The 20496-nt window shown below is 47.9% G+C and carries 16 protein-coding genes, 7 tRNA genes, 1 rRNA gene and 1 pseudogene; 22 read left to right on the top strand and 3 right to left on the bottom strand.

Annotated features, from left to right (window positions below):
- Positions 1-279 precede the first annotated feature (279 nt).
- The 16 genes from rrf to JCR24_RS16820 all read left to right on the top strand — a co-directional run bounded on the left by rrf (position 280) and on the right by JCR24_RS16820 (position 10927).
- Positions 280-396: ribosomal RNA gene (rrf, locus tag JCR24_RS16895) — 5S ribosomal RNA — on the top strand.
- 156 nt (positions 397-552) lie between these two features.
- A tRNA-Asn gene (locus tag JCR24_RS16890) sits at positions 553-627 on the top strand.
- A gap of 7 nt (positions 628-634) precedes the next feature.
- Positions 635-710 (top strand) — tRNA-Thr (locus JCR24_RS16885).
- Positions 711-720: 10 nt separating this feature from the next.
- Positions 721-792, top strand: a tRNA-Glu gene (locus JCR24_RS16880).
- Positions 793-906: 114 nt separating this feature from the next.
- A tRNA-Gln gene (locus tag JCR24_RS16875) sits at positions 907-981 on the top strand.
- Between the two features lie 439 nt (positions 982-1420).
- Positions 1421-1496 (top strand) — tRNA-Lys (locus tag JCR24_RS16870).
- 4 nt (positions 1497-1500) lie between these two features.
- Positions 1501-1572, top strand: a tRNA-Gly gene (locus JCR24_RS16865).
- Between the two features lie 5 nt (positions 1573-1577).
- A tRNA-Ala gene (locus JCR24_RS16860) sits at positions 1578-1650 on the top strand.
- A 148-nt stretch (positions 1651-1798) separates the two neighbouring features.
- The gene (gene rocF, locus JCR24_RS16855) at positions 1799-2698 is read left to right on the top strand and encodes an arginase (protein WP_238981068.1); all 900 of its coding nucleotides are present in this window, start codon (positions 1799-1801) and stop codon (positions 2696-2698) included.
- A gap of 200 nt (positions 2699-2898) precedes the next feature.
- On the top strand, positions 2899-3462 hold the full coding sequence (gene sigW, locus JCR24_RS16850) for an RNA polymerase sigma factor SigW (RefSeq protein ID WP_011229662.1): 564 nt from the start codon (positions 2899-2901) through the stop codon (positions 3460-3462).
- A gap of 14 nt (positions 3463-3476) precedes the next feature.
- On the top strand, positions 3477-4088 hold the full coding sequence (gene rsiW, locus JCR24_RS16845; RefSeq protein ID WP_011229663.1) for an anti-sigma-W factor RsiW: 612 nt from the start codon (positions 3477-3479) through the stop codon (positions 4086-4088).
- Between the two features lie 72 nt (positions 4089-4160).
- Entirely contained in the window at positions 4161-4982 is an 822-nt protein-coding gene (cdaA, locus tag JCR24_RS16840) for a diadenylate cyclase CdaA (RefSeq protein WP_011229664.1), read from the top strand.
- Entirely contained in the window at positions 4975-6213 is a 1239-nt protein-coding gene (locus JCR24_RS16835) for a CdaR family protein (RefSeq protein WP_238981067.1), read from the top strand. The genes cdaA and JCR24_RS16835 overlap by 8 nt, the downstream gene beginning before the upstream one ends.
- Positions 6214-6240: 27 nt before the next feature.
- The gene (glmM, locus tag JCR24_RS16830; RefSeq protein WP_014194618.1) at positions 6241-7590 is read left to right on the top strand and encodes a phosphoglucosamine mutase; all 1350 of its coding nucleotides are present in this window, start codon (positions 6241-6243) and stop codon (positions 7588-7590) included.
- A 550-nt stretch (positions 7591-8140) separates the two neighbouring features.
- Positions 8141-9943 carry a glutamine--fructose-6-phosphate transaminase (isomerizing) gene (gene glmS / locus JCR24_RS16825; RefSeq protein ID WP_238981066.1) on the top strand — a complete coding sequence of 601 codons (1803 nt, stop codon included), beginning with the start codon at positions 8141-8143 and terminating at the stop codon, positions 9941-9943.
- Positions 9944-10441: 498 nt separating this feature from the next.
- A complete protein-coding gene (locus JCR24_RS16820) occupies positions 10442-10927 on the top strand; it encodes an 8-oxo-dGTP diphosphatase (protein ID WP_015373739.1) in 486 nt (161 codons plus the stop codon).
- A 242-nt stretch (positions 10928-11169) separates the two neighbouring features.
- Here the strand turns inward: JCR24_RS16820 and JCR24_RS16815 are convergent, their stop codons facing one another.
- A complete protein-coding gene (locus tag JCR24_RS16815; protein ID WP_238981065.1) occupies positions 11170-12345 on the bottom strand; it encodes an ISL3 family transposase in 1176 nt (391 codons plus the stop codon).
- A 452-nt stretch (positions 12346-12797) separates the two neighbouring features.
- Between JCR24_RS16815 and istA the strand changes: the two genes are divergently transcribed.
- The 3 genes and pseudogenes from istA to JCR24_RS16800 all read left to right on the top strand — a co-directional run.
- Positions 12798-14303, top strand: a complete 1506-nt coding sequence (istA, locus tag JCR24_RS16810) for an IS21 family transposase (RefSeq protein WP_013523915.1) — start codon at positions 12798-12800, stop codon at positions 14301-14303.
- On the top strand, positions 14300-15052 hold the full coding sequence (istB, locus tag JCR24_RS16805) for an IS21-like element helper ATPase IstB (protein ID WP_013523916.1): 753 nt from the start codon (positions 14300-14302) through the stop codon (positions 15050-15052). The genes istA and istB overlap by 4 nt, the downstream gene beginning before the upstream one ends.
- 61 nt (positions 15053-15113) lie before the next feature.
- Positions 15114-15272, top strand: a pseudogene (locus JCR24_RS16800) (IS982 family transposase); the annotation flags it as partial.
- Between the two features lie 396 nt (positions 15273-15668).
- Here JCR24_RS16800 and JCR24_RS16795 read toward each other — a convergent pair.
- The gene (locus tag JCR24_RS16795; protein WP_015373743.1) at positions 15669-16763 is read right to left on the bottom strand and encodes an L-dopachrome tautomerase-related protein; all 1095 of its coding nucleotides are present in this window, start codon (positions 16761-16763) and stop codon (positions 15669-15671) included.
- 382 nt (positions 16764-17145) lie between these two features.
- Positions 17146-18363: an IS110 family RNA-guided transposase gene (locus tag JCR24_RS16790; RefSeq protein ID WP_238981064.1), complete on the bottom strand. Its 1218-nt coding sequence runs from the start codon at positions 18361-18363 to the stop codon at positions 17146-17148.
- A gap of 557 nt (positions 18364-18920) precedes the next feature.
- Here JCR24_RS16790 and JCR24_RS16785 point away from each other — a divergent pair.
- Genes JCR24_RS16785 through JCR24_RS16775 form a run of 3 tightly spaced genes read left to right on the top strand, consistent with a single transcriptional unit; the run spans position 18921 to position 19989 of the window.
- Entirely contained in the window at positions 18921-19451 is a 531-nt protein-coding gene (locus tag JCR24_RS16785; RefSeq protein WP_079935700.1) for a helix-turn-helix domain-containing protein, read from the top strand.
- Positions 19448-19672: a transposase gene (locus JCR24_RS16780; protein WP_049625057.1), complete on the top strand. Its 225-nt coding sequence runs from the start codon at positions 19448-19450 to the stop codon at positions 19670-19672. Before JCR24_RS16785 ends, JCR24_RS16780 begins: the two co-directional genes overlap by 4 nt.
- Positions 19673-19683: 11 nt before the next feature.
- Positions 19684-19989, top strand: coding sequence for a transposase (locus JCR24_RS16775; RefSeq protein ID WP_047817654.1), 306 nt, complete (start codon positions 19684-19686; stop codon positions 19987-19989).
- The last annotated feature ends 507 nt before the right edge of the window (positions 19990-20496 follow it).

Raw genomic sequence — 20496 nt, 5'->3', positions numbered from 1 at the left:
CGTGGAGCTGACGGATACTAATCGATCGAGGGCTTAACCAAGAAAAGCGCAGGCGAGCGGGTCGCCGCGACGGGCAAATGTTCTTCGCCTGCAGGGATGTTCACATCCCGAAGGCGAAGGTTATTTGACCCCGAGCGGCGGCGAGCCGGAGCTGGACAATGCGAAAAGCGCAGGCGAGCGGCTTCTTCCAACGGTTATCTAGTTTTGAGGGAATGAACATCCTGTTGACAAATCCAACAGGATGGATATAATAATTACTGTCCAAGATGATCATCATTGCCTAGTGGCTATGGCGGAGGGGAAACACCCGTTCCCATCCCGAACACGGAAGTTAAGCCCTCCAGCGCCGATGGTAGTTGGGGCCAGCGCCCCTGCAAGAGTAGGTCGCTGCTAGGCAATGTTTCATTATTCTGCAATAGTTCAGCGACGAGCTTCACATCTTCGAATTCGCTACGAGTTGCCTCGACGCATCTCGCTTCCTTGAATTAGCTGGCAGAGGAAGAGGCAACGAGCACATTGGGAAGATGTGCATGACATATAGTTATTCATCATTCCGCAATAGCTCAGCGGTAGAGCAACCGGCTGTTAACCGGTAGGTCGTAGGTTCGAATCCTACTTGCGGAGCCATTTTTACGCTTCCATAGCTCAGTAGGTAGAGCACTTCCATGGTAAGGAAGAGGTCACCGGTTCGAGCCCGGTTGGAAGCTCCATTTATTTTCCGGCCCGTTGGTCAAGTGGTTAAGACACCGCCCTTTCACGGCGGTAACACGGGTTCGAATCCCGTACGGGTCACTCCATTTCGGCCAGTCGTCCTTTCAAGGATGATTGGCCGAAATGAAAAGTGTATACTTCCCTGATTGCTGAGATATAATAGCAATTGAATACAGCGTTTCTTTCTCATCGCGTTGGGCTATAGCCAAGCGGTAAGGCAACGGACTTTGACTCCGTGATGCGCTGGTTCGAATCCAGCTAGCCCAGCCATTATTTTTTTGTACATAAAAATGGTCATGAGCCATTAGCTCAGTAACGAGCGCTGCATCTTCGAGTTTGCTTCGAGTTGCCTCGACGCACTAGGCATCTGTGAAACAGCTGGGAGAGGAAGAGGCAGGTAGAGTGAAACGAAGCTGTAGAGTGTTATCCTAACCATGAGCCATTAGCTCAGTAACGAGCGCTACATCTTCGAGTTTGCTTCGAGTTGCCTCGACGCACTTGGCATCTTTGAATCGGCTGGGAGAGGAAGAGGCAGGTAGAGCTAGGTAGTACCTAGAGTGTATACTCAACCATGAGCCATTAGCTCAGTAGGTAGAGCAACGAGCGAAGCATCTTCGGATTTGCTTCGAGTTGTCCCGACGCATCCTGCATCTTCGAATATGCTAGTAGAGGAAGGGACATCGTTCACTGTGAGTGTATACTTGACTATGAGCCATTAGCTCAGTAGGTAGAGCATCTGACTTTTAATCAGAGGGTCGGAGGTTCGAGTCCTCCATGGCTCACCATAGCGCGGAAGTAGTTCAGTGGTAGAACACCACCTTGCCAAGGTGGGGGTCGCGGGTTCGAGTCCCGTCTTCCGCTTGGGCGGGGCCTTAGCTCAGCTGGGAGAGCGCCTGCTTTGCACGCAGGAGGTCATCGGTTCGATCCCGATAGGCTCCATCAAGAGCAGACTGCTTGACAACCACAAGCAGCCTGCTCTTTTTTGTTATATCGGTATAAATATTCAAAATTTTGTCAAGTTGAGTCATCCCCTTTCTTTCCTCTACAATAAAGACGTAACAGGAACCGGAAAGGAGTGGGAGACAGCATGAAGCCAATTTCAATTATCGGGGTTCCGATGGATTTAGGGCAGACACGCCGCGGCGTTGATATGGGGCCGAGCGCAATGCGTTATGCAGGCGTCATCGAACGTCTGGAACGTCTTCATTACGATATTGAAGATTTGGGAGATATTCCGATTGGGAAAGCAGAGCGGTTGCACGAGCAAGGAGATTCACGGTTGCGCAATTTGAAAGCGGTTGCGGAGGCGAATGAGAAACTCGCGGCGGCGGTTGACCAAGTCGTTCAGCGGGGGCGCTTCCCACTTGTGCTGGGCGGCGACCATAGCATCGCCATTGGCACGCTCGCCGGGGTGGCGAAACATTATGAGCGGCTTGGAGTGATCTGGTATGACGCGCACGGCGACGTCAACACCGAGGAAACGTCGCCGTCTGGAAACATTCATGGCATGCCGCTGGCGGCGAGCCTCGGGTTTGGCCATCCGGCGCTGACGCAAATCGGCGGATACAGCCCCAAAATCAAGCCGGAACATGTCGTGTTGATCGGCGTCCGTTCCCTTGATGAAGGGGAGAAGAAGTTTATTCGCGAAAAAGGAATCAAAATTTACACGATGCATGAGGTTGATCGGCTCGGAATGACAAGGGTGATGGAAGAAACGATCACCTATTTAAAAGAACGAACGGATGGCGTTCATTTGTCGCTTGACTTGGATGGCCTTGACCCAAGCGACGCACCGGGAGTCAGAACGCCTGTCATTGGAGGATTGACATACCGCGAAAGCCATTTGGCGATGGAGATGCTGGCCGAAGCACAAATCATCACTTCAGCGGAATTTGTCGAAGTGAACCCGATCTTGGATGAGCGGAACAAAACAGCATCAGTTGCTGTAGCGCTGATGGGGTCGTTGTTTGGTGAAAAACTCATTTAATGCATGTGAGCAAAGAGGGTTGGTTGCGGGATTCACGGATATGATGATGATTTGTTCCCGCTGTTTGTGAAAGAGGGGCTGCCATTTGTTTGGCGTCCCCTCTTTTTCAGTTGTATGATACAATAAATATGTTGCATGAAACTTTTCTTGATCGAGCGCCGTAATATACAGTAAGCCGTGAGGCGGGGGTATTGTATTTTATGGATCTATTTATTAAAAAGAGAATTAAGGCGATCCAAAAAGGGGATCAAAACGCATACGCGGATCTTGTCGATTTGTATAAGGACAAGATTTACCGCCTTTGCTATCGAATGCTTGGCAATCGGCATGAGGCGGAAGATGCGGCGCAGGAGGCGTTCATCCGCGCCTACATCCATATTGATACGTACAATCCAGAAATGAAGTTTTCCACTTGGCTGTACCGGATCGCGACGAACTTGACGATCGATAAATTGCGGAAACGGAAGCCGGACGTGTATTTAGATGAAGAGGTCGGAGGCACGGACGGGTTGACGATGCAGGCTCAGCTTCCTTCCCGCGAAGCATCCCCGGAGGAGGCAGTGGAAAGCCTGGAGCTGCAAGAGACGGTGCAGCGAGCGATTGAGCAGTTGCCAGAAAAGTATCGAAGCGTGATCGTGTTGAAATATATGGAAGATTTGTCCTTGCAAGAAATCAGCGAGATTTTAGGGTTGCCGGTCGGCACGGTGAAAACGCGGCTGCATCGCGGCCGTGAAGCGTTGCGCAGGCAATTGGGTCATTTATAAGAGGGTGGGAGACTATGGAATGTCCGAAAGAAATCGTGTTGCTCATGCACAGCTATTTTGATGGAGATCTCCAGCCAGAAGGAGAGCAGCAGCTGAAAGAACATTTGCGTTCGTGCGCTGCGTGCGCTGCCCATTTTCACGAGCTGAAAAAGACGGTTGCTTTCCTCCAATATGCCGCCCACGTTGCGGCGCCGCCGTCGTTTGCAGCCAAGGTTATGGAGGCGATGCCGAAAGAGAGAAAGACCGCGCGGCTGCGCCGCTTCCTGCATCGCCACCCGCTGCTTACGGCTGCCTCGTTGTTTTTAGCGCTCACTTTAGGCAGCTTAGCTTCTTCATGGGGGGAAAGAGGCGCGTTTTCCGTCTCAGCTGATGAACATGTCATCATCCGCGATCATACTGTCATCGTGCCGAAAGGAGAAACGGTCAAAGGGGATATTGTCGTCCGCAATGGCTCGATTCGGATTGAAGGAACGGTTGATGGGGACGTGACTGTGATCCATGGAAAGAAATATATGGCGTCCGCCGGGCAAGTGACAGGGGAAGTGGAGGAAATTAATCAAGTGTTTGAATGGATTTGGTATAATATTAAAGAAAGGTTCAATCGTGCGCTCCAATCGATTGAATGATGGCAGCCATCGTTCGATGGCTTTTTCCGTGGCCATCAACAGATTGGAATTAGAGATAAAGGAAGTGTGAAGATGTCCTTCGGAGAGCTCCCCATCGTGTCATATTTGTTAAAAGTGGTTGATATCCTTGTCGTTTGGTATGTGATTTACAAGTTGATCATGATGATTCGCGGGACGAAGGCCATTCAGCTGTTAAAAGGCATTTTTTTAATTATTTTGGTTCGTTTCGTGAGCAATTATCTCGGTTTGACAACGCTGCAATGGCTGATGGATCAGGCGATCATTTGGGGATTTCTCGCGATCATCATCATTTTTCAACCAGAATTGCGGCGCGCCCTTGAGCAGCTCGGCCGCGGACGGCTGTTCACCCGCAATACGGTCAATGAAGATGAAGAGCGGATGCGAATGGTGGAGGCCATTGTAAAAGCGACCGAGTATATGGCGAAGCGACGCATCGGCGCGCTGATTTCCATTGAGCGGGAAACCGGAATGAACGATTATGTCGAAACCGGCATTATGTTAAACGCTCATGTATCGCCGGAACTGCTCATTAATATTTTCATTCCGAACACGCCGCTTCATGATGGGGCGGTCATTATTCAAAAAAACCAAATCGCTGCGGCGGCCTGTTATTTACCATTATCGGAAAGTCCATTTATTTCGAAAGAGCTCGGAACACGCCATCGGGCGGCGCTCGGCATCAGCGAAGTGACTGACAGCGTCACCGTCGTCGTGTCGGAAGAGACGGGAGCAGTATCGTTGACGAAAAACGGCGAGCTGTACCGCGATTTAACGATCGATGAGTTTCGGGAGCTGTTGACCGGCGAACTTGCTCCAGCGACGAAGGCGCCCGCTTCTTCCCGTTGGCAATGGAGGGGGAAGAAACATGGATAAGTTGATGGACCATCCTTGGTTTATTCGCGTTGTCTCCTTATTGCTGGCGATTATGCTGTATATGTCGGCCAATGTCGGGGCGAAAACCGGTGAAACGCGCAACACGTTTGGCCAGGAAGATACGGAAACGTTGATCGATATTCCGGTGGTCGCTTACTATGATGAAGACAACTTGGTCGTATCTGGCGTCCCGAAATACGTGAACGTTACGCTCCAAGGGCCGGCCAGCATTGTCAAGCCGACGGCTCTGCAACGAAATTTCGAGGTGTATGTCGATTTAACGGAATTGCCGTTAGGGACATACACGGTGCCGATCAAATACAGGGACATCTCTGACAAGTTGAAAGTGACGATTCAGCCTTCCTCGGCCAAAGTGACGATTCGTGAAAAAGTGTCGAAACGGTTTCCTGTCGGTGTTGAATTTTTCAATCGAAACAAAATGCCGGATGGCTATTCCGTTGGAGAACCGACTGTGAAACCAGATGCCGTGACGATTACCGGGGCGAAGGAACTAATCGACGAGATTGCGTTTGTCAAAGCCATCGTCGACTTAGATGGGGCGACGGAAACGCTGACGAGAGAAGCGCGCGTTCGGGTGTACGATCGACGGGGAAATGAGTTGGATATTGAGCCAGAGCCATCGTCGGTGGAAGTAACCGTGCCGGTGAAAAGCCCGAGCAAGACGGTGCCGGTTCAAGTGCGAACAACTGGGGAGTTGCCGGATGGTGTGCATCTTGTCAGCATCACGCCGGAGCCGGATCGAGTGACGATTTATGGACCGAAGGAAGTGTTGAACCATATTGACAAGCTGGAAGGATTGACAGTTGATTTGGACGACATTACCGACGATGCGACGGTAGAGCTCGACGTTCCGCTTCCTAATGGCGCAAAAAGCGTCAACCCAGACAAAATCAAGGTGCATATTGATGTGGAAAAAGACGTCACACAAACGTGGAAAGACGTGCCGATCGCTGTCATCGGCTTGCCGGATTCATACAAAGCCGAATTTGTCAAACCGCTTGAAGGCAAAATTACGATCCGCCTTGTCGGTCCGCCCGATGCCGTCCGTGGGTTGACAAAAGACGATATTCATTTGTATGTCGATGTGAGTGGACTTGACACTGGTGAACATCAAGTTCCCATTCAATGGAACCACCCTGAACAAGTCCAATGGCAGCCGTCGGCGGAAACGGCGATGGTCCATATTAGCGACAAAGCAACTGCACAATAAACTGCATAGTAAGGAGAGAGTGAACGAATGGGCAAATATTTTGGCACTGATGGTGTACGAGGAGTCGCAAATCGTGAATTGACGCCAGAGTTGGCGTTTCAAATCGGCCGCTGCGGCGGATACGTGCTGACCAAAAGCGCTGAGCGCCCGAAAGTGCTGATCGGGCGCGACACTCGCATTTCCGGCCATATGCTTGAAGGCGCCCTTGTCGCCGGGCTTTTGTCGATCGGGGCTGAAGTGATGCGCCTTGGCGTCATTTCCACGCCAGGTGTCGCCTATTTGACGAAGGCGCTTGGAGCGCAGGCCGGCATCATGATTTCTGCTTCTCACAACCCGGTGCAAGATAACGGCATTAAATTTTTCGGTCCGGACGGGTTCAAGCTGTCGGATGAGCAGGAAGCGGAAATTGAGGCGCTGATCGACAGCGCGGAGGATATGCTGCCGCGGCCGATCGGGGCTGGGCTTGGGCAAGTAAACGACTATTTTGAAGGCGGACAAAAGTACTTGCAGTATTTAAAACAAACGATCGATGAAGAAGATTTTTCCGGGATGAAAATCGCCCTCGACTGCGCGCACGGGGCGACGTCATCGCTTGCGACGTACTTATTTGCCGATTTGGATGCGGATGTCGTGACAATGGGGGCTTCGCCCAATGGGCTCAACATTAACGAAGGAGTCGGTTCCACCCATCCGGAAGCGTTGGCGGCGTTTGTCAAAGAAAAAGGAGCCGATGTCGGGCTCGCCTTTGACGGCGATGGCGACCGCCTCATCGCCGTGGATGAACGCGGCAACATTGTTGACGGCGATCAAATTATGTACATTTGCGCCAAATATTTAAAAGAAACCGGCCGCCTCAAGCACCAAACTGTCGTCTCGACGGTCATGAGCAACCTTGGGTTTTACAAGGCGCTTGAGGCGCAGGGAATCAAAAGTGTACAAACGGCCGTTGGCGACCGCTATGTCGTCGAGGAAATGAAGAAGAACGGCTATAATCTCGGCGGCGAGCAGTCCGGACATATCATCTTCCTTGACTACAACACGACGGGGGACGGAATGTTGACGGCGCTCCAGCTTGTCAACATCATGAAAATCAAAGGCAAGCCGCTTTCCGAATTGGCGGGGGAAATGAAAAAATACCCGCAGCTGCTTGTGAACGTCCGGGTAAAAGATAAAGAAAAAGCGATGGAAAATGAGCAAGTCAAGAAAGTGATCGCGGAAGTGGAAGCAGAGATGAACGGCAATGGCCGCGTTCTTGTCCGCCCATCGGGGACTGAGCCTCTTGTGCGCATTATGGCGGAGGCCCAAACCGAGGAAGCGTGCCGCGCCTACGTTGAGCGGATCGCGGATGTCGTCCGCCGTGAAATGGGAGTGGAATAACCGACCGCTTGGACAACCACCCTATGCATAGACGGAACGTTCGCTTCCGTTTATGCATAGGTTATTTTATATAAAGGGATGGATAGATGATAGTTGACGCCGCTGGGAATGTCCTGTAATATTAACGTTGTTGCCTTTTTCTTGAAAGGAGGCGATGGAAGGGCGAAGAGCGGAACATGGTGAAGTGATGGCTTGCCGCAACCGTAGGCATGGCCAACAAAGCAAAAAGGTGGTTGGTTGTTGCATCGGTTTTGACGAGACAAAAGCGCCTGGACTAAGCGTTGGACGGAAGAACGCTTAGTTGACGAGGAGGAGGTTTATCGAGGTTTTCGGCGGATGCCTCCCGGCTGGAGCGATGACAGCCGCAAGTCCTCTCTTAAAACAAAGGGGTGACCCTTTGCACAAAGGGGAGGATGTCATCGCGCGAAACGAAGAAGGGAGTCTGCCGCCCGTGGATCGGCGAGACCCCGAACATGTTCTTTGACAACTGAACAGGAAAGACGGTTCTCGTTAGCGGCAGCCTCCAAGATGAAAAGGAGGAACATTTGCCATGTGCGGCATTGTTGGTTATATCGGTTACCAAGATGTGAAGGAAATTTTATTGCGCGGATTGGAAAAACTCGAGTATCGCGGCTACGATTCGGCGGGGATCGCCGTCTTAAATGAGAACGGGGTTCATGTGTTTAAAGAAAAAGGGCGGATCGCCGATTTGCGCCGCATCGTCGATTTGAACGTCAAGGCGACGGTCGGCATTGGCCATACGCGCTGGGCGACGCACGGGGCGCCAAGCCGGACAAACGCCCACCCGCACCAAAGCGCCTCAGGCCGGTTTACGCTCGTGCATAACGGCGTCATTGAGAACTATGAAATGGTCAAGCGCGACTACTTGGCCGATGTCACATTCCAAAGCGACACGGACACGGAAGTGATCGTTCAGCTCGTGGAGAAGTTCGTCAACGACGGACTGGCAACGGAAGAGGCGTTCCGAAAAACGCTCTCGCTGCTAAAAGGATCGTACGCCATCGCCATGATCGATGCGCAAGACGAAAACACCATCTATGCGGCGAAAAACAAAAGCCCGCTTCTCGTCGGCTTGGGCGATGGGTTTAACGTCGTGGCGAGCGACGCGATGGCGATGCTGCAAGTGACGAATCAATTCGTCGAACTGATGGATGGGGAGCTCGTTATCGTCACGAGCGAGAACGTCACGATTCAAACGCTCAACGGCGAGACAGTCGAACGGAAGCCGTTTACGGCCGAGCTCGATGCAAGCGACATTGAAAAAGGAACGTACCCGCATTACATGTTGAAAGAAATTGACGAGCAGCCGTTCGTCATCCGCCGCATCATTCAAAAATACCAAGATGCCAACGGTGAATTGGCCATTGACAAAGCGATCATCAACGAAGTGCTGAACGCCGACCGCCTGTACATTGTCGCGTGCGGAACGAGCTACCACGCAGGCCTTGTCGGCAAGCAGTTGATCGAGTCGTGGGCGAAAATACCAGTCGAAGTGCATATCGCCAGCGAATTTTCGTACAACATGCCGCTGTTGTCGGAAAAGCCGCTCTTCATCTTTATCTCGCAAAGCGGCGAAACGGCCGACAGCCGCGCTGTGCTCGTGCAAACGAACAAACTCGGCCATAAAGCGATTACGATCACGAACGTCCCGGGTTCGACGCTGTCGCGCGAAGCCGACTATACGCTGCTGTTGCACGCCGGTCCGGAAATCGCCGTCGCCTCGACAAAGGCCTATACGGCGCAAATTGCCGTGTTGGCAATTTTGGCGGCGGCCGCGGCGAAAGCGAAAGGCTTTGAGCTGGACTTTGACTTGACGAAAGAGCTTGCCATCGTCGCCAATGTGATGGAAATGCTGTGCGACGCGAAAGAAGAAATGGAAAACATCGCGAGCGACTACTTGACCCTGACGCGCAACTGCTTCTTCATCGGCCGTGCGGTGGACTACTATGTCTGCCTAGAAGGCGCGCTGAAACTGAAGGAGATCTCGTACATCCAAGCGGAAGGGTTCGCCGGCGGCGAGCTGAAACACGGCACGATCGCCTTGATTGAGAACGGCACGCCGGTCATCGCGCTTGCCACCCAAGAGCACGTGAATTTGAGCATTCGCGGCAACGTAAAAGAAGTCGTCGCCCGCGGCGCGAACCCGTGCGTCATCTCGATGCGCGGCTTAGAAGGCGACGGCGACCGCTTTATCATCCCATCCGTCCATCCGGATCTTACGCCGCTTGTCTCCGTCGTGCCGTTGCAGCTGATCGCGTACTATGCCGCTCTGCACCGCGGCTGCGACGTCGACAAACCGCGCAACTTGGCGAAGAGCGTGACGGTGGAGTGAGCGGTTCATTGGTCGGAAATGTTGAATGACAAAAAAGTCGGGTACTTGACAAAAAAGTCGGGAACCGGACAAAAAAGTTAGGTACCGAACAAAAAAGTCGGGAACTGAAAGCCTGTTGGTGAATCCAGCAGGCTTTTGTTTTTTCTATTATCTGCGGAAAATAAAGTCGCATACTGAAAAATAAAGTTGGTAACTAGAAAATAATAATGGTAACTGGGAAAAGGTGTTGGCATAGGTTTATGCCAGCACTTTTTTATTTTCGATCAGATAGAATCACTAAAAAAAGCAGGATATTTTAAAAATATTTTTAATATTATGGTACAATTATTGTGAGATATCGATCTTCTTCAAATCACACTGGAGAACATAATTTTTTTAAAATGTGGTGACATGAATGGGGCATAGGCGACTAACGGGTGAGTTGTTTCAATAAGAAAACAGTATATGATTATTAAAAACGTTCAGATTTTAAATAAATTAGAAAGGAGAATCTACATCATGTCAGTTGATTGGAAAAGTGTAGAACATAGAATTTATACGATGTGTATGATTCAAAACGAAGATAAAGTTTTATTAATTAAACGACCTAACCATTTCGGTTTTCCGGGATATTTAGCACCAGGGGGAAAAGTGGAATTTCCAGAAAGTATCGTAGAAGGGGCTATTAGAGAAGTCAAGGAAGAGACAGGTTTAACCGTTTCAAATTTAATCTATAAAGGTTTGGATGAATATGTTAATCCAAAAGAAAATGTACGATACATGGTTTTTAACTATTGGACCAATACATTCGAAGGAGAACTCCTTGAAAATCCACCAGAAGGTGAATTGCTTTGGGTGCCGATTGATGAAGCATTAAACTTACCTATGCAAGATTGGTTCAAAGAAAGGTTCAATATGTTCTTTGAACCAGGAACATTCGAAATTCAACGCGTTTGGGATGCGGATTTGAACAAACAAGTGTCTGTTAAAATTACCCGAATGTAAGGAGAATATTACTTGTTAAGGGAATTTTTTATCGTCTGATGAAAATAAAGTTGTTCACTGAAAAATAAAGTTATATACTCAATAAATCAATAAAAGTGTTGACGAATTTTTATGCTAACAATTTTTTCTTTATTTCCGATCAAACAAATATTTGAATAATAAAAGGCATTTTAATAGTGTTTATAATATTGTGGTAAATTGGTTAAAATCGGGTTCATCACCAAAAGTTGTACTTGCACCTGTCATGAAAGTATGTTAGCTGTTTCTAGCCGAACCCGCAATGCAAAACGCTGGATATTTCTGTATCCGTATCCCCGACGTTTCATCAGCTTGATCTTGTTATTTGTTCCCTCCATTTTCCCATTTGAATAAGGGGATAACATGCACGATATGATTTCGTCTGTTCGTTTGACGAGTGATTTTGCGATGGCGCGAACAGCAGAACAAGGACAAAACAAATACCGATGAACCCAGGCGTTCAAACGACGTTTCGCTTGTCGCTCGTTTTGGCTTTTGGATACATAACGAAAATGTTGAAGGGATTGATAGACAGCCTGCAAGGAATCGCTCTCTTTCTGCCACTCCCGCACCGTTTGGCGTTCCTCCTCGGTGAGCTTCTCGGGGCGCTGGGTCAATAAGCGGCAAACATACCGGACATGCCCATGTTTCTTGTTCCCTTTTCCGAAGGATTTGCGGCATCGATCCAACGCTTCCGTAAACAATTGAATCACATGAAAATAATCGACCACATGCTTCGCTTCCGGACACGCCCCTTGAATCGCTTTTTTCATCGCTGGAGCCAAATCGCTCACGACATACTGAACAGAATCAGACACAGGAGCCAACACACGTCCAATGGCTTCCTCGTTCTTTCCTGCTTCAAGGGCATACACTTCTCCCGTTTCGGCATCCATGATCGCCACTCCGTAATCATGCCCTTTTCGAAACGCAAACTCATCGACACAAACTGCCTTTGGTTGGATGTCATTCGATAGGAAGGAAGGGGCATGGGTATAAAACCAACGTTCCACGGTCGTGTAAGGAAGCTTGAGCATACGAGCCACCGCCTGAATGGATGTTCCGATGCAAGATTGCGCCACCCATTGCTGAAACGCATCCGTCGCTACACTTCGAGGGGAAATTCCGGGATAAGACGTGCTGAATGTCATGCCACATGTACCACAACGTCTACGCTCCACAGGGAGTTCCACCCAAAAGATGCCGATCCGTTGAGCATACCCATGCATCCATTGCTTCTTTTTGCCTGTCATTTTGATTGTACGCTTCAAGCAGACAGGACATAATGGGCATTGTTCGGGTAGAGAAAGTTCGAAAATCCAACGTTCTTCTTCTTTTCGCACCTTTTGAATCAAAACATCTGGTAAATCGATGAGTTCTTTGATAAACTGAGCGTACATGCGAATTTTCCTCCAATGGTTTGGTTTGGTTTGGTCACCTTTACCATACAGGAAAATTCGCATTTTTTGTATCCTCTATTTTCCCTATGCATACCTATCTTAAAATCTCAAGTACAACTTGTGGTGAAGAGCCTTAAATATATTAGCAATCTAATTCGTTTCTTCAGTATTGATTTTGATAAAAAAATTCGTAAGTTAAACCAACGCTTCTTATTGACTCTCGATCAACCTCTTGCAGAAGATAATAACGTATCAATGAAAGATTTACTAATGGATACAAATACCAGTATAAATGTTTTTGAACAACGTTTGTTTAGTGCAAAATGAAAGTACAGAGTTCTGCAACAAAAAAGTGCAGAGCTTCATGGCATAAAAAAAAAGGCTTGCCAGCTCCTAAAATACCCTCTACTGTTTAAGGTTGTGAAGAACAAAACAGTGGAGGTAATGAAAGGATGCTAGCAATGCCTGAAATTCATCATATCAAACATTTGCGTGAAAAGAAAGGGTTATCGCTTTCCGAAATTGTCCGCAGGACGGGATTTAACTGGAGAACAGTCAAGAAATATGCGGATGGAGACATTTCGGTCAGACAAAAAATAAAGAGAAAACGGGGAATGATGGAGGAAGAAGGATACGGTCAAATCATTGATGACTGGCTGGAGGAGGACGCCAAACTGCCAAGAAAACAACGGCGGACAAGCAAGAAGATGTACGAACAATTAAAGCAGGAACATGGCTTTAAAGGGTCTTATCGAACGGTTTGCGCCTACGTTCAAAAACGAAGACCTCAGCTTAAGCTGGAGAAGGAACAACGTTACGAGAGGCTGGAACACCCTCCGGGGGAAGCGCAGGTGGATTTCGGCACCATGTCCGTTGTGACGAAGGAGGGAAAAGAGGAAGACCGATCAATTCTGATTTTGAGCTTTCCGTACAGCAACGCCGCGTATGCGTATCCATTGCCGGCGGAAAACAGCGAATGTTTTCTTTACGGGCTCACTCAGCTGTTTCGCCAAGCCGGAGGCGTCCCGAGAAAACTGCGCATCGACAATTTGGCGGCGGCGGTGGTTTCGATCCGAAAAGGAGGCGAACGTCAATATACTGAAGCATTTGAGCGATTCCGGCTTCATTACCGGTTTGACGTACAGGCATGCAATCCGTATAGCGGACACGAAAAAGGGAATGTCGAACGGAAAGTTTACTATACTCGTCAACGCTGCTTTGTCCCTGCTCCGTTGATCGAGGGGGACGAAGAACTGGCGGAGTGGCTGCATCACAAGATGATCGAAGATCGAGCCCGCCCCCACTACGAAAAAGGGAGAACCATTGAGGAATTATGGCAGGAAGAACAAAAGGAGTTGCTTGTCCTGCCGGAGAGAGATCTCCCGATCTTCTCCTTCCACCACGCTAATGTCAATAAATACGGGGAAGTAACGGTGGATGGGGAGGCGTTTGTGGTTCATGGGATCCCGGTTCCCAACCGTGTCCTTGTCAAAAAGGAATGGGATCGTTTCATGGTTTTGTCCCAGGAAGGGGAGGTGTACCTGGAAGCGCCAAGGCCGTACACGAAAAAGCAACGGGAGCTCCCTTGGAAGGACATTTTGGCGGAATGGGCGCAAAAGCCCCGGGTGGTGGAGTATTCGCGGTTTCGAGTTTACTTGCCGGAGGCCATTAGGAAATACTTCATGGAACAACCGAAACAGACGGCATCACGCATTCGAGGGGTGCAGAAGCTGCTGGACCGGTACACCGTCTATGAGATCGCCCAGTGGCTTGACAAGTATCAACGGTGGGATTTGGCTCCCCATGAGATCGGGGTGTTGATGGAGGCGAAGCGTTCGGAGTATCCCGCGAAATGGGAAGAAGCCTATACCCCTTCCGTTTTAGTCGACTATGAAACCGATTTACATGTGTATGATCAACGTCTTTGTCCGTCAAGGGAAGGGGGAAGCCGGGCATGAAGATGGATTTAAAAGAGATTTGTAAAGCCCTGCATTTGGCGTACATCGCGGATCGATTCGAGGAGGTGGCCTACGAGACCAAGGAACAGTTTTTGCGTGATGTGTTGGCGTTGGAGCTGTCGTTCCGTCAGAAAGCAAAACAGGCTCGATTGATCAAGAAGGCGAAGTTCCGGGAGTTGAAATGGCTCAAAGATTACGAATGGTCGGATCAGATTCATTGGCCGACCACGACCTCGAAGGAAGAACTTTGCGACCTTCGCTTTTTGGAGCAAAAACAGAACGTCCTGCTTTTAGGTTCGCCGGGAACAGGAAAAACCCATCTCGCCACCGCATTAGGATTAAAAGCGTGTGAACGGGGCCATGAAGTTCGGTTTTTCCGTGTCGCCGATCTTGTCGCCCAGCTCGAAGAGGCGTTAAAAGACGGCATCCTCGGACGGCTCAAACGGCAAATCGACACATGCGAGCTGTTGATTTTGGACGAACTTGGCTATGTACCTTTCCAAAAGCAGGGATCGGAACTGCTGTTTCACATCATTGCCGATTGTTATGAACGAAAAAGTGTCATCGTGACATCGAATTTAGAGTTTGGACAGTGGAATCGAGTGTTTGGGGACAACCGCCTGACGGCAGCGCTGGTGGATCGTTTGGTCCATCACGCCCACATTCTCGCGTTTACGGGAGAGAGCTACCGCTTACGGCACGCGCTTTCTGCCGTTCAGTCGCTCCCTTCTCACTCGGTTGAAAGGTAAATTCATTGAGCCGGCAAGCCTATGTATTTTTTCTTGCAATTCTCTGCACTTTTTGCTTGCAAAAAACAAACGCAAAGTGATTGAAACCGTGTTTTCGATTTTAGTCGATTCGTATCGGATCACCGAGATTCGAGCGAACTCGGTTTCTGGATTTGAAACGGCACTGGATGGTATTTTACTGGCTTACTCCCTTGTTGTTCTTGGGCTAGTTGAGCGTTAAGACTCAACTAGCACCACGGGTTCTTTACTTTTTTATTTCTTGGTTTCTTTACTTCTTGGTTATTAATAATAGCATTTAACCAATAAGTCATCAATAGATCACTATCCAGACTTTCATAGTGACTCCGACCAAAAACTAGTAGTAGAAGACCTCGATCACAATGTACCTTGTGTGGTCGAGGTCTTCTACTGTTTACGACATTGAGGGAGGAGTCACTAAGCTCTCCATAATAAAGCGATAGTATTTTTTAAACCATAAACAAAAAAAATGTTCAACCAGATATATCGTAAGTCCGAAATATAAATACAGAATTGAACTTACCAACATTATAAAAATTTCAAGGAACAGTTTAACATTTACCAAATAAACTGTTCCTAATTTTAAGTTTATTTATTATCAAAAGGTCGGAGCAGGAAATTCATCAATTTTGATACGAAGTAAACTATAAGGTTTCTGTCGTAAGTCTTTTCCATAATGAAATCTAGGCTGTCGATGTAATTGGTTCACAATGACATACAAATATTGATCCGGACCAATTGACAAAGTATCCGGCCACAACATTCTCGGGTCATGTATGATCGTTTCCATTGTGCCATTTGGCAATATCTTGCGGATACAGTTGTGTTCATAATCTCCAGCATAAACATTTCCCTTTGCATCAGTGATCATTCCATCAGATGCACCTTTTTCTCCCCAATACTCCACATAATAAGGTAATTCCATGTCCGGTATGCTTCTGTCTCTCAGGGCTTCTGTTGTGATCGAGAACAGATGACGACTGGTTAGTGGACAAAAAAATAATACCCTTCCATCAGGCGAAATCGCAATACCGTCAGAAGCCAGTCTAAATGGAGAAGTACTGCCATCTTTATTTCGATTCATTAATACTTTTCCTTCTACTTTCGGTATAAAATAGGGATCGGGTGAAGTTGAATTTGCCCCATTTAACCGTCTGAAGGCGTTTCCATCTGCTAAATCTACGACGATTATAGCTCCTGGTCCTGTTGAAGAAGAATCCGTTATATAAGCATACCCTGCTTTTCCAACACGAAAATCAAAACGGACATCATTCAAATAAGTTGTAGGCAAGACAACATCTTCTGTAAAGGTATATACTTTTCTTATTGTATTCGTTTCTAGATCAACAGCGACTAATTTTGCCCCCCCTTTAATAGGTTCAGAAAAATTGGGTGCAGCTGTATCTAATACCCAAAGTGTTCCCCTTCCATCAGCAACTACACTTTGGACACTGATAAAAGTCCTTGTGATATTCTCGGGGTTAACCAAATTGGTTTGTAAATTAGGATAAGGCAGCAATTTATCCTCAACAATTTCCGCCACCGTAAATTTAACATCGTCTCCCCATCTCGGGAAGCAAACGAAAATACGACCGGTTTCTGAAACAGTAACACCTGTAGGCATAGCCCCATAAAATGGATAAACCAGTTCAAAATTACCAAAATATTTTTCACTAGGTAACATAGGTATCATCATATCCTCCCTCTATAAATGTTGATATATCAACGGTTGTAGCCGTTTCAGGGGTGTCAAAAAAATATTTTTCGACAAAGTTTCTAACATTATTTCTTAAATATGTGTATATCTTACATTGACTGGGTACGCTTCGCGGCCACTACTGGTTAAATTTGGTTGTAGTGGGGGAAGCGTATGGGATGCACCATGGATCTCTGCATCGCTGATGATGACGAACCCTCCCATGTCTCTTGGCATCCTTGTGCCTACATTCCTTCGTTCGGTCTAGTCATCAGGCAGAGGCCGGCTAAGCTCCTTTAGGGACTCAAGGTCGAATGGATGATATCGCGCCAGCTTCTCCGTGTCATCCTTGTTGTCTAGAGAATCGAGACTATAGGCATCAAGCAGCCGTTTCGAGGCCAAAGATGTCCCACATCATTCGCTTCACGTCAAACGCCTGTCGTTTCGTACACACCGCATGCAGTACCTTCAGTAATTTTCCGCATAACACTACAATGGATTGCTTCTTCCGCAACGGATTATCAGGACGTGTCGTGTAATATTCGTGCAGCTGCCGAAACGCTTCGTTGTGACGGATCATCGGCATCATCACCCGGAACAGAAGGGCGCGCAACCGCCTTCTTCCACGCTTGGAGATCCGTTTTTGCCCTTTGTGTTGGCCGGAGGAATGTTCCCGCAGCGTCAGGCCCGCTAATTTGATAAGCTGCCGCGGATCCTGATAATGGGAGAAACTCCCGATCTCTGATAACAGTTCTACGATGGTCGCATCGCCTAAGCCCGGAACGGTCTTCAGCCATTCGTATTCGACCGATGTCTGTACGAGTTCAATCAGCTGCTCTGTCAGTGCCTCGATTTCTTCTTCCAGTTGGCGGTACCGGCGGACAAGCGTGGCAATTTCGATACGGGCCATCTGTTGTCCTTCCGTTACGCCAATGGAGTGTTGGGCCAATTCCATCAACTTCTTCGCTTTCGGCTTTTGTGGCGATTGTAATCCCTCACTTTGCCGGTAAAGGGCCAGCACCTCTTCTAGTTCTTTTCCTGCCAGATCACTCGGAAATGGCGTATATTCCAGCACCGCGAGCGCCATTTTCCCAAATGACGGGAAGACTTGGGAAAACTCCGGAAAATATCGATCAAGCCAGCGAATCATTTGATTTCGAATCGCTCCCTGTTCTTCCACCAATTTGGAGCGAAATGTCGCCCCTACGCGCAGTTCCGCCTCCATCCCTTTCAGAATACGCGGATAGCTGAATCGGCCGTCTTTCACTAACCGGGCAATGACGAGCGCATCTTTCGCATCATGCTTGGTTGGAAGGTTATCGTCCAGCTCTTTGGATCGCTTCACGTGCATCGGGTTTGTCATGACGAGAGGAATGCCTTTCTCATCAAGAAAATAGGCGAGATTCAGCCAATAATGTCCCGTTGGCTCGATGCCAACGATCACCTCGGTTTTTCCAAATTCCTTCATGGCTTCCACGATGCACTGGTACAACCATTCCAATCCTTCTCTCGATTGCAGAACGGGAAACGGCTTTTTTAACACCCTCCCTCGCTCATCCACAAAGCAGGCATAATGTTTTTTCTTTGCAATATCCATCCCAACAACCAGCGTTTAAAATGTGTTACACAAAATTTTATACATCATCGATCTTCATAAGTTTACTACTGATCTTCATAAAACGTTAATCATTTGTGGACAAAATTTTTGGCAACTATCCATCACATTCTTTAATGTATGATGCGATTCAATGAATGATGAGAGACAAAAGCACAAAAAATTTAGGAAAAATTTAACATAGACAAGTAGAAAGAAAAACCGTTTTCGTTATATATGAAGCTTCCCGCAAGCCGTCCGAAGAGCACAGGTCCTTTATGCGCCTAACAAGCAAAAATTACAATGGGGTGAGGCAAAGGAAGAAGCGTCCTCGGGAAGGAGGTAAAAAATAAAACGCATTTTTAGCCTGTTCCATTTTTTTAAATGCAACGGCCTAAAAATGCGCCAGGACAAGACTAAAGAATATTGCTTTTATAGCGAAAGAACCTCTCTTATCGTTCTATATACATGCTCATTGAAAAGTTAACCTTCGCATAAGCGGTGCCCACTCCGGTTATACTGCTCCTAATGAAAAACATGGAAAAGGAGCGGAATTCTGCATGAAACGTCTCAAAATCACCGACAACCATGGATGGACGCCCCGGAAACTCCGCAAGCAGGAACGGAAGATCAAAAACGCCCATCTCCGCCAACGTGTGATGGCCGTCCGCCTGGTCATGGAAGGCTATTTGGGCAAAGACGTGGCCTCCATGGTCAACGTGTGCCGACAAACTGTTTCCCATTATGTGTCGCTGTTCAACGAAGGCGGCCTTGAACTCCTGCTTCATCGGGATTTCGCCCCCGGGCGGGAGCCGTTTCTCACCGAAGAACAGCAGGAAAAGATCAAACAGCTTGTGTTGACCACTATTCCCGCGGAACTGGGCTGGGACGTCGCTTCGGCGTGGAACACCAAACTCCTGCAATCCTATGTCGCAAAGCAATTCGGTGTTTCCATTTCCCGCGAAGCGCTGCGAAAACTCCTGCACCGCAAAGGGCTGTCGTGGACACGACCGACGTACACACTGGCGAAAGGAAATCTGGATGAGCAAAAACAATTTGAAAAACAAATGGATCTGATAAAAAAAACTTGATCACCAAGGAGACAGAAGATGCCGTTCTTCTGTACATCGATGAAACCCATATCCGCTCTTACCATGTCTTGCGGTCCACATGGTCAGAAGTCGGCCGCCAAAAACAAGTGCCGACGTTCGGCCATCATGCCCACGTATCGCGGTTTGGCGCGGTCAACATCCACGATGGCGAAACGGTGCTTCATCAAACGACTGCCGCGCCAATGCCGCGACGTTCTTGAATTTCTTGAGAATGCTCAAAGAGCGCTATCCGGACCGTCTCATGGTCTTGGTGTTGGATAACGCCCGCATTCACCATGCCAAAATGGTCAAGGAGTTTTTGCGGGAAGAAGGGCAGTGTTTTCACTTTATTTACCTTCCTCCCTATTCGCCACAGCTGAACCCGATCGAACGCTTATGGAAATGGCTGAAAGATACGGTGATTGCCAATGTATTTCACAAGGATCGCAACGATATCATTCAAGCCATTACTCGGTTTGTCAACTACATCCACGAACGTCCGGAGGAAGTGCTGCAGCGCTTAGGGTGTGCAGGATGACTGAGAAGTTAACTCTTCATGTTGCATGTATATAGAAAATAATCATTTAAGGAGGATTGTATATGAACAAAATTGGAAAAATTTCTTTACTATTATTTTGCAATTTAATCACTGCTATAATAATGGGAACTTTTGCGTATAAAACTTATAACGAGTCAAAAATCGTACAAAGTGTTATTTTTGCCGCGGCTTGTATCTCAACGTTCATTGTTGTCATATTATCACTTGTGCCCAATCGTAACGATAATAAAAGACGTTCAAAACTGTGAAATTTGAACGTCTTTTAATTTTCCATCCATTAATCAACAACAAACATTAACAGAGCCAATATAAAAAAGAACTAGTCGAAATCATAGCAACATTAGATGGAAGTTTGCTAAAATATGAAAAGAAATAACAAGAAAGAAGGTCAGGCGTGTTGATTATCCAATAAAATCCAAAGGGTATAGAAAAAAGAGCACCTTTCCTGTAGAATGTGAGTAGCGACACAAACAAACCCAGGAGGTG

The organism is Geobacillus sp. YHL, from assembly GCF_022341265.1.
Taxonomy (GTDB): Bacteria; Bacillota; Bacilli; order Bacillales; family Anoxybacillaceae; genus Geobacillus; species Geobacillus thermoleovorans.
The sequence above is the reverse complement of the archived record's forward strand: the minus strand, read 5'-3'. Positions and strand labels throughout refer to the sequence as shown.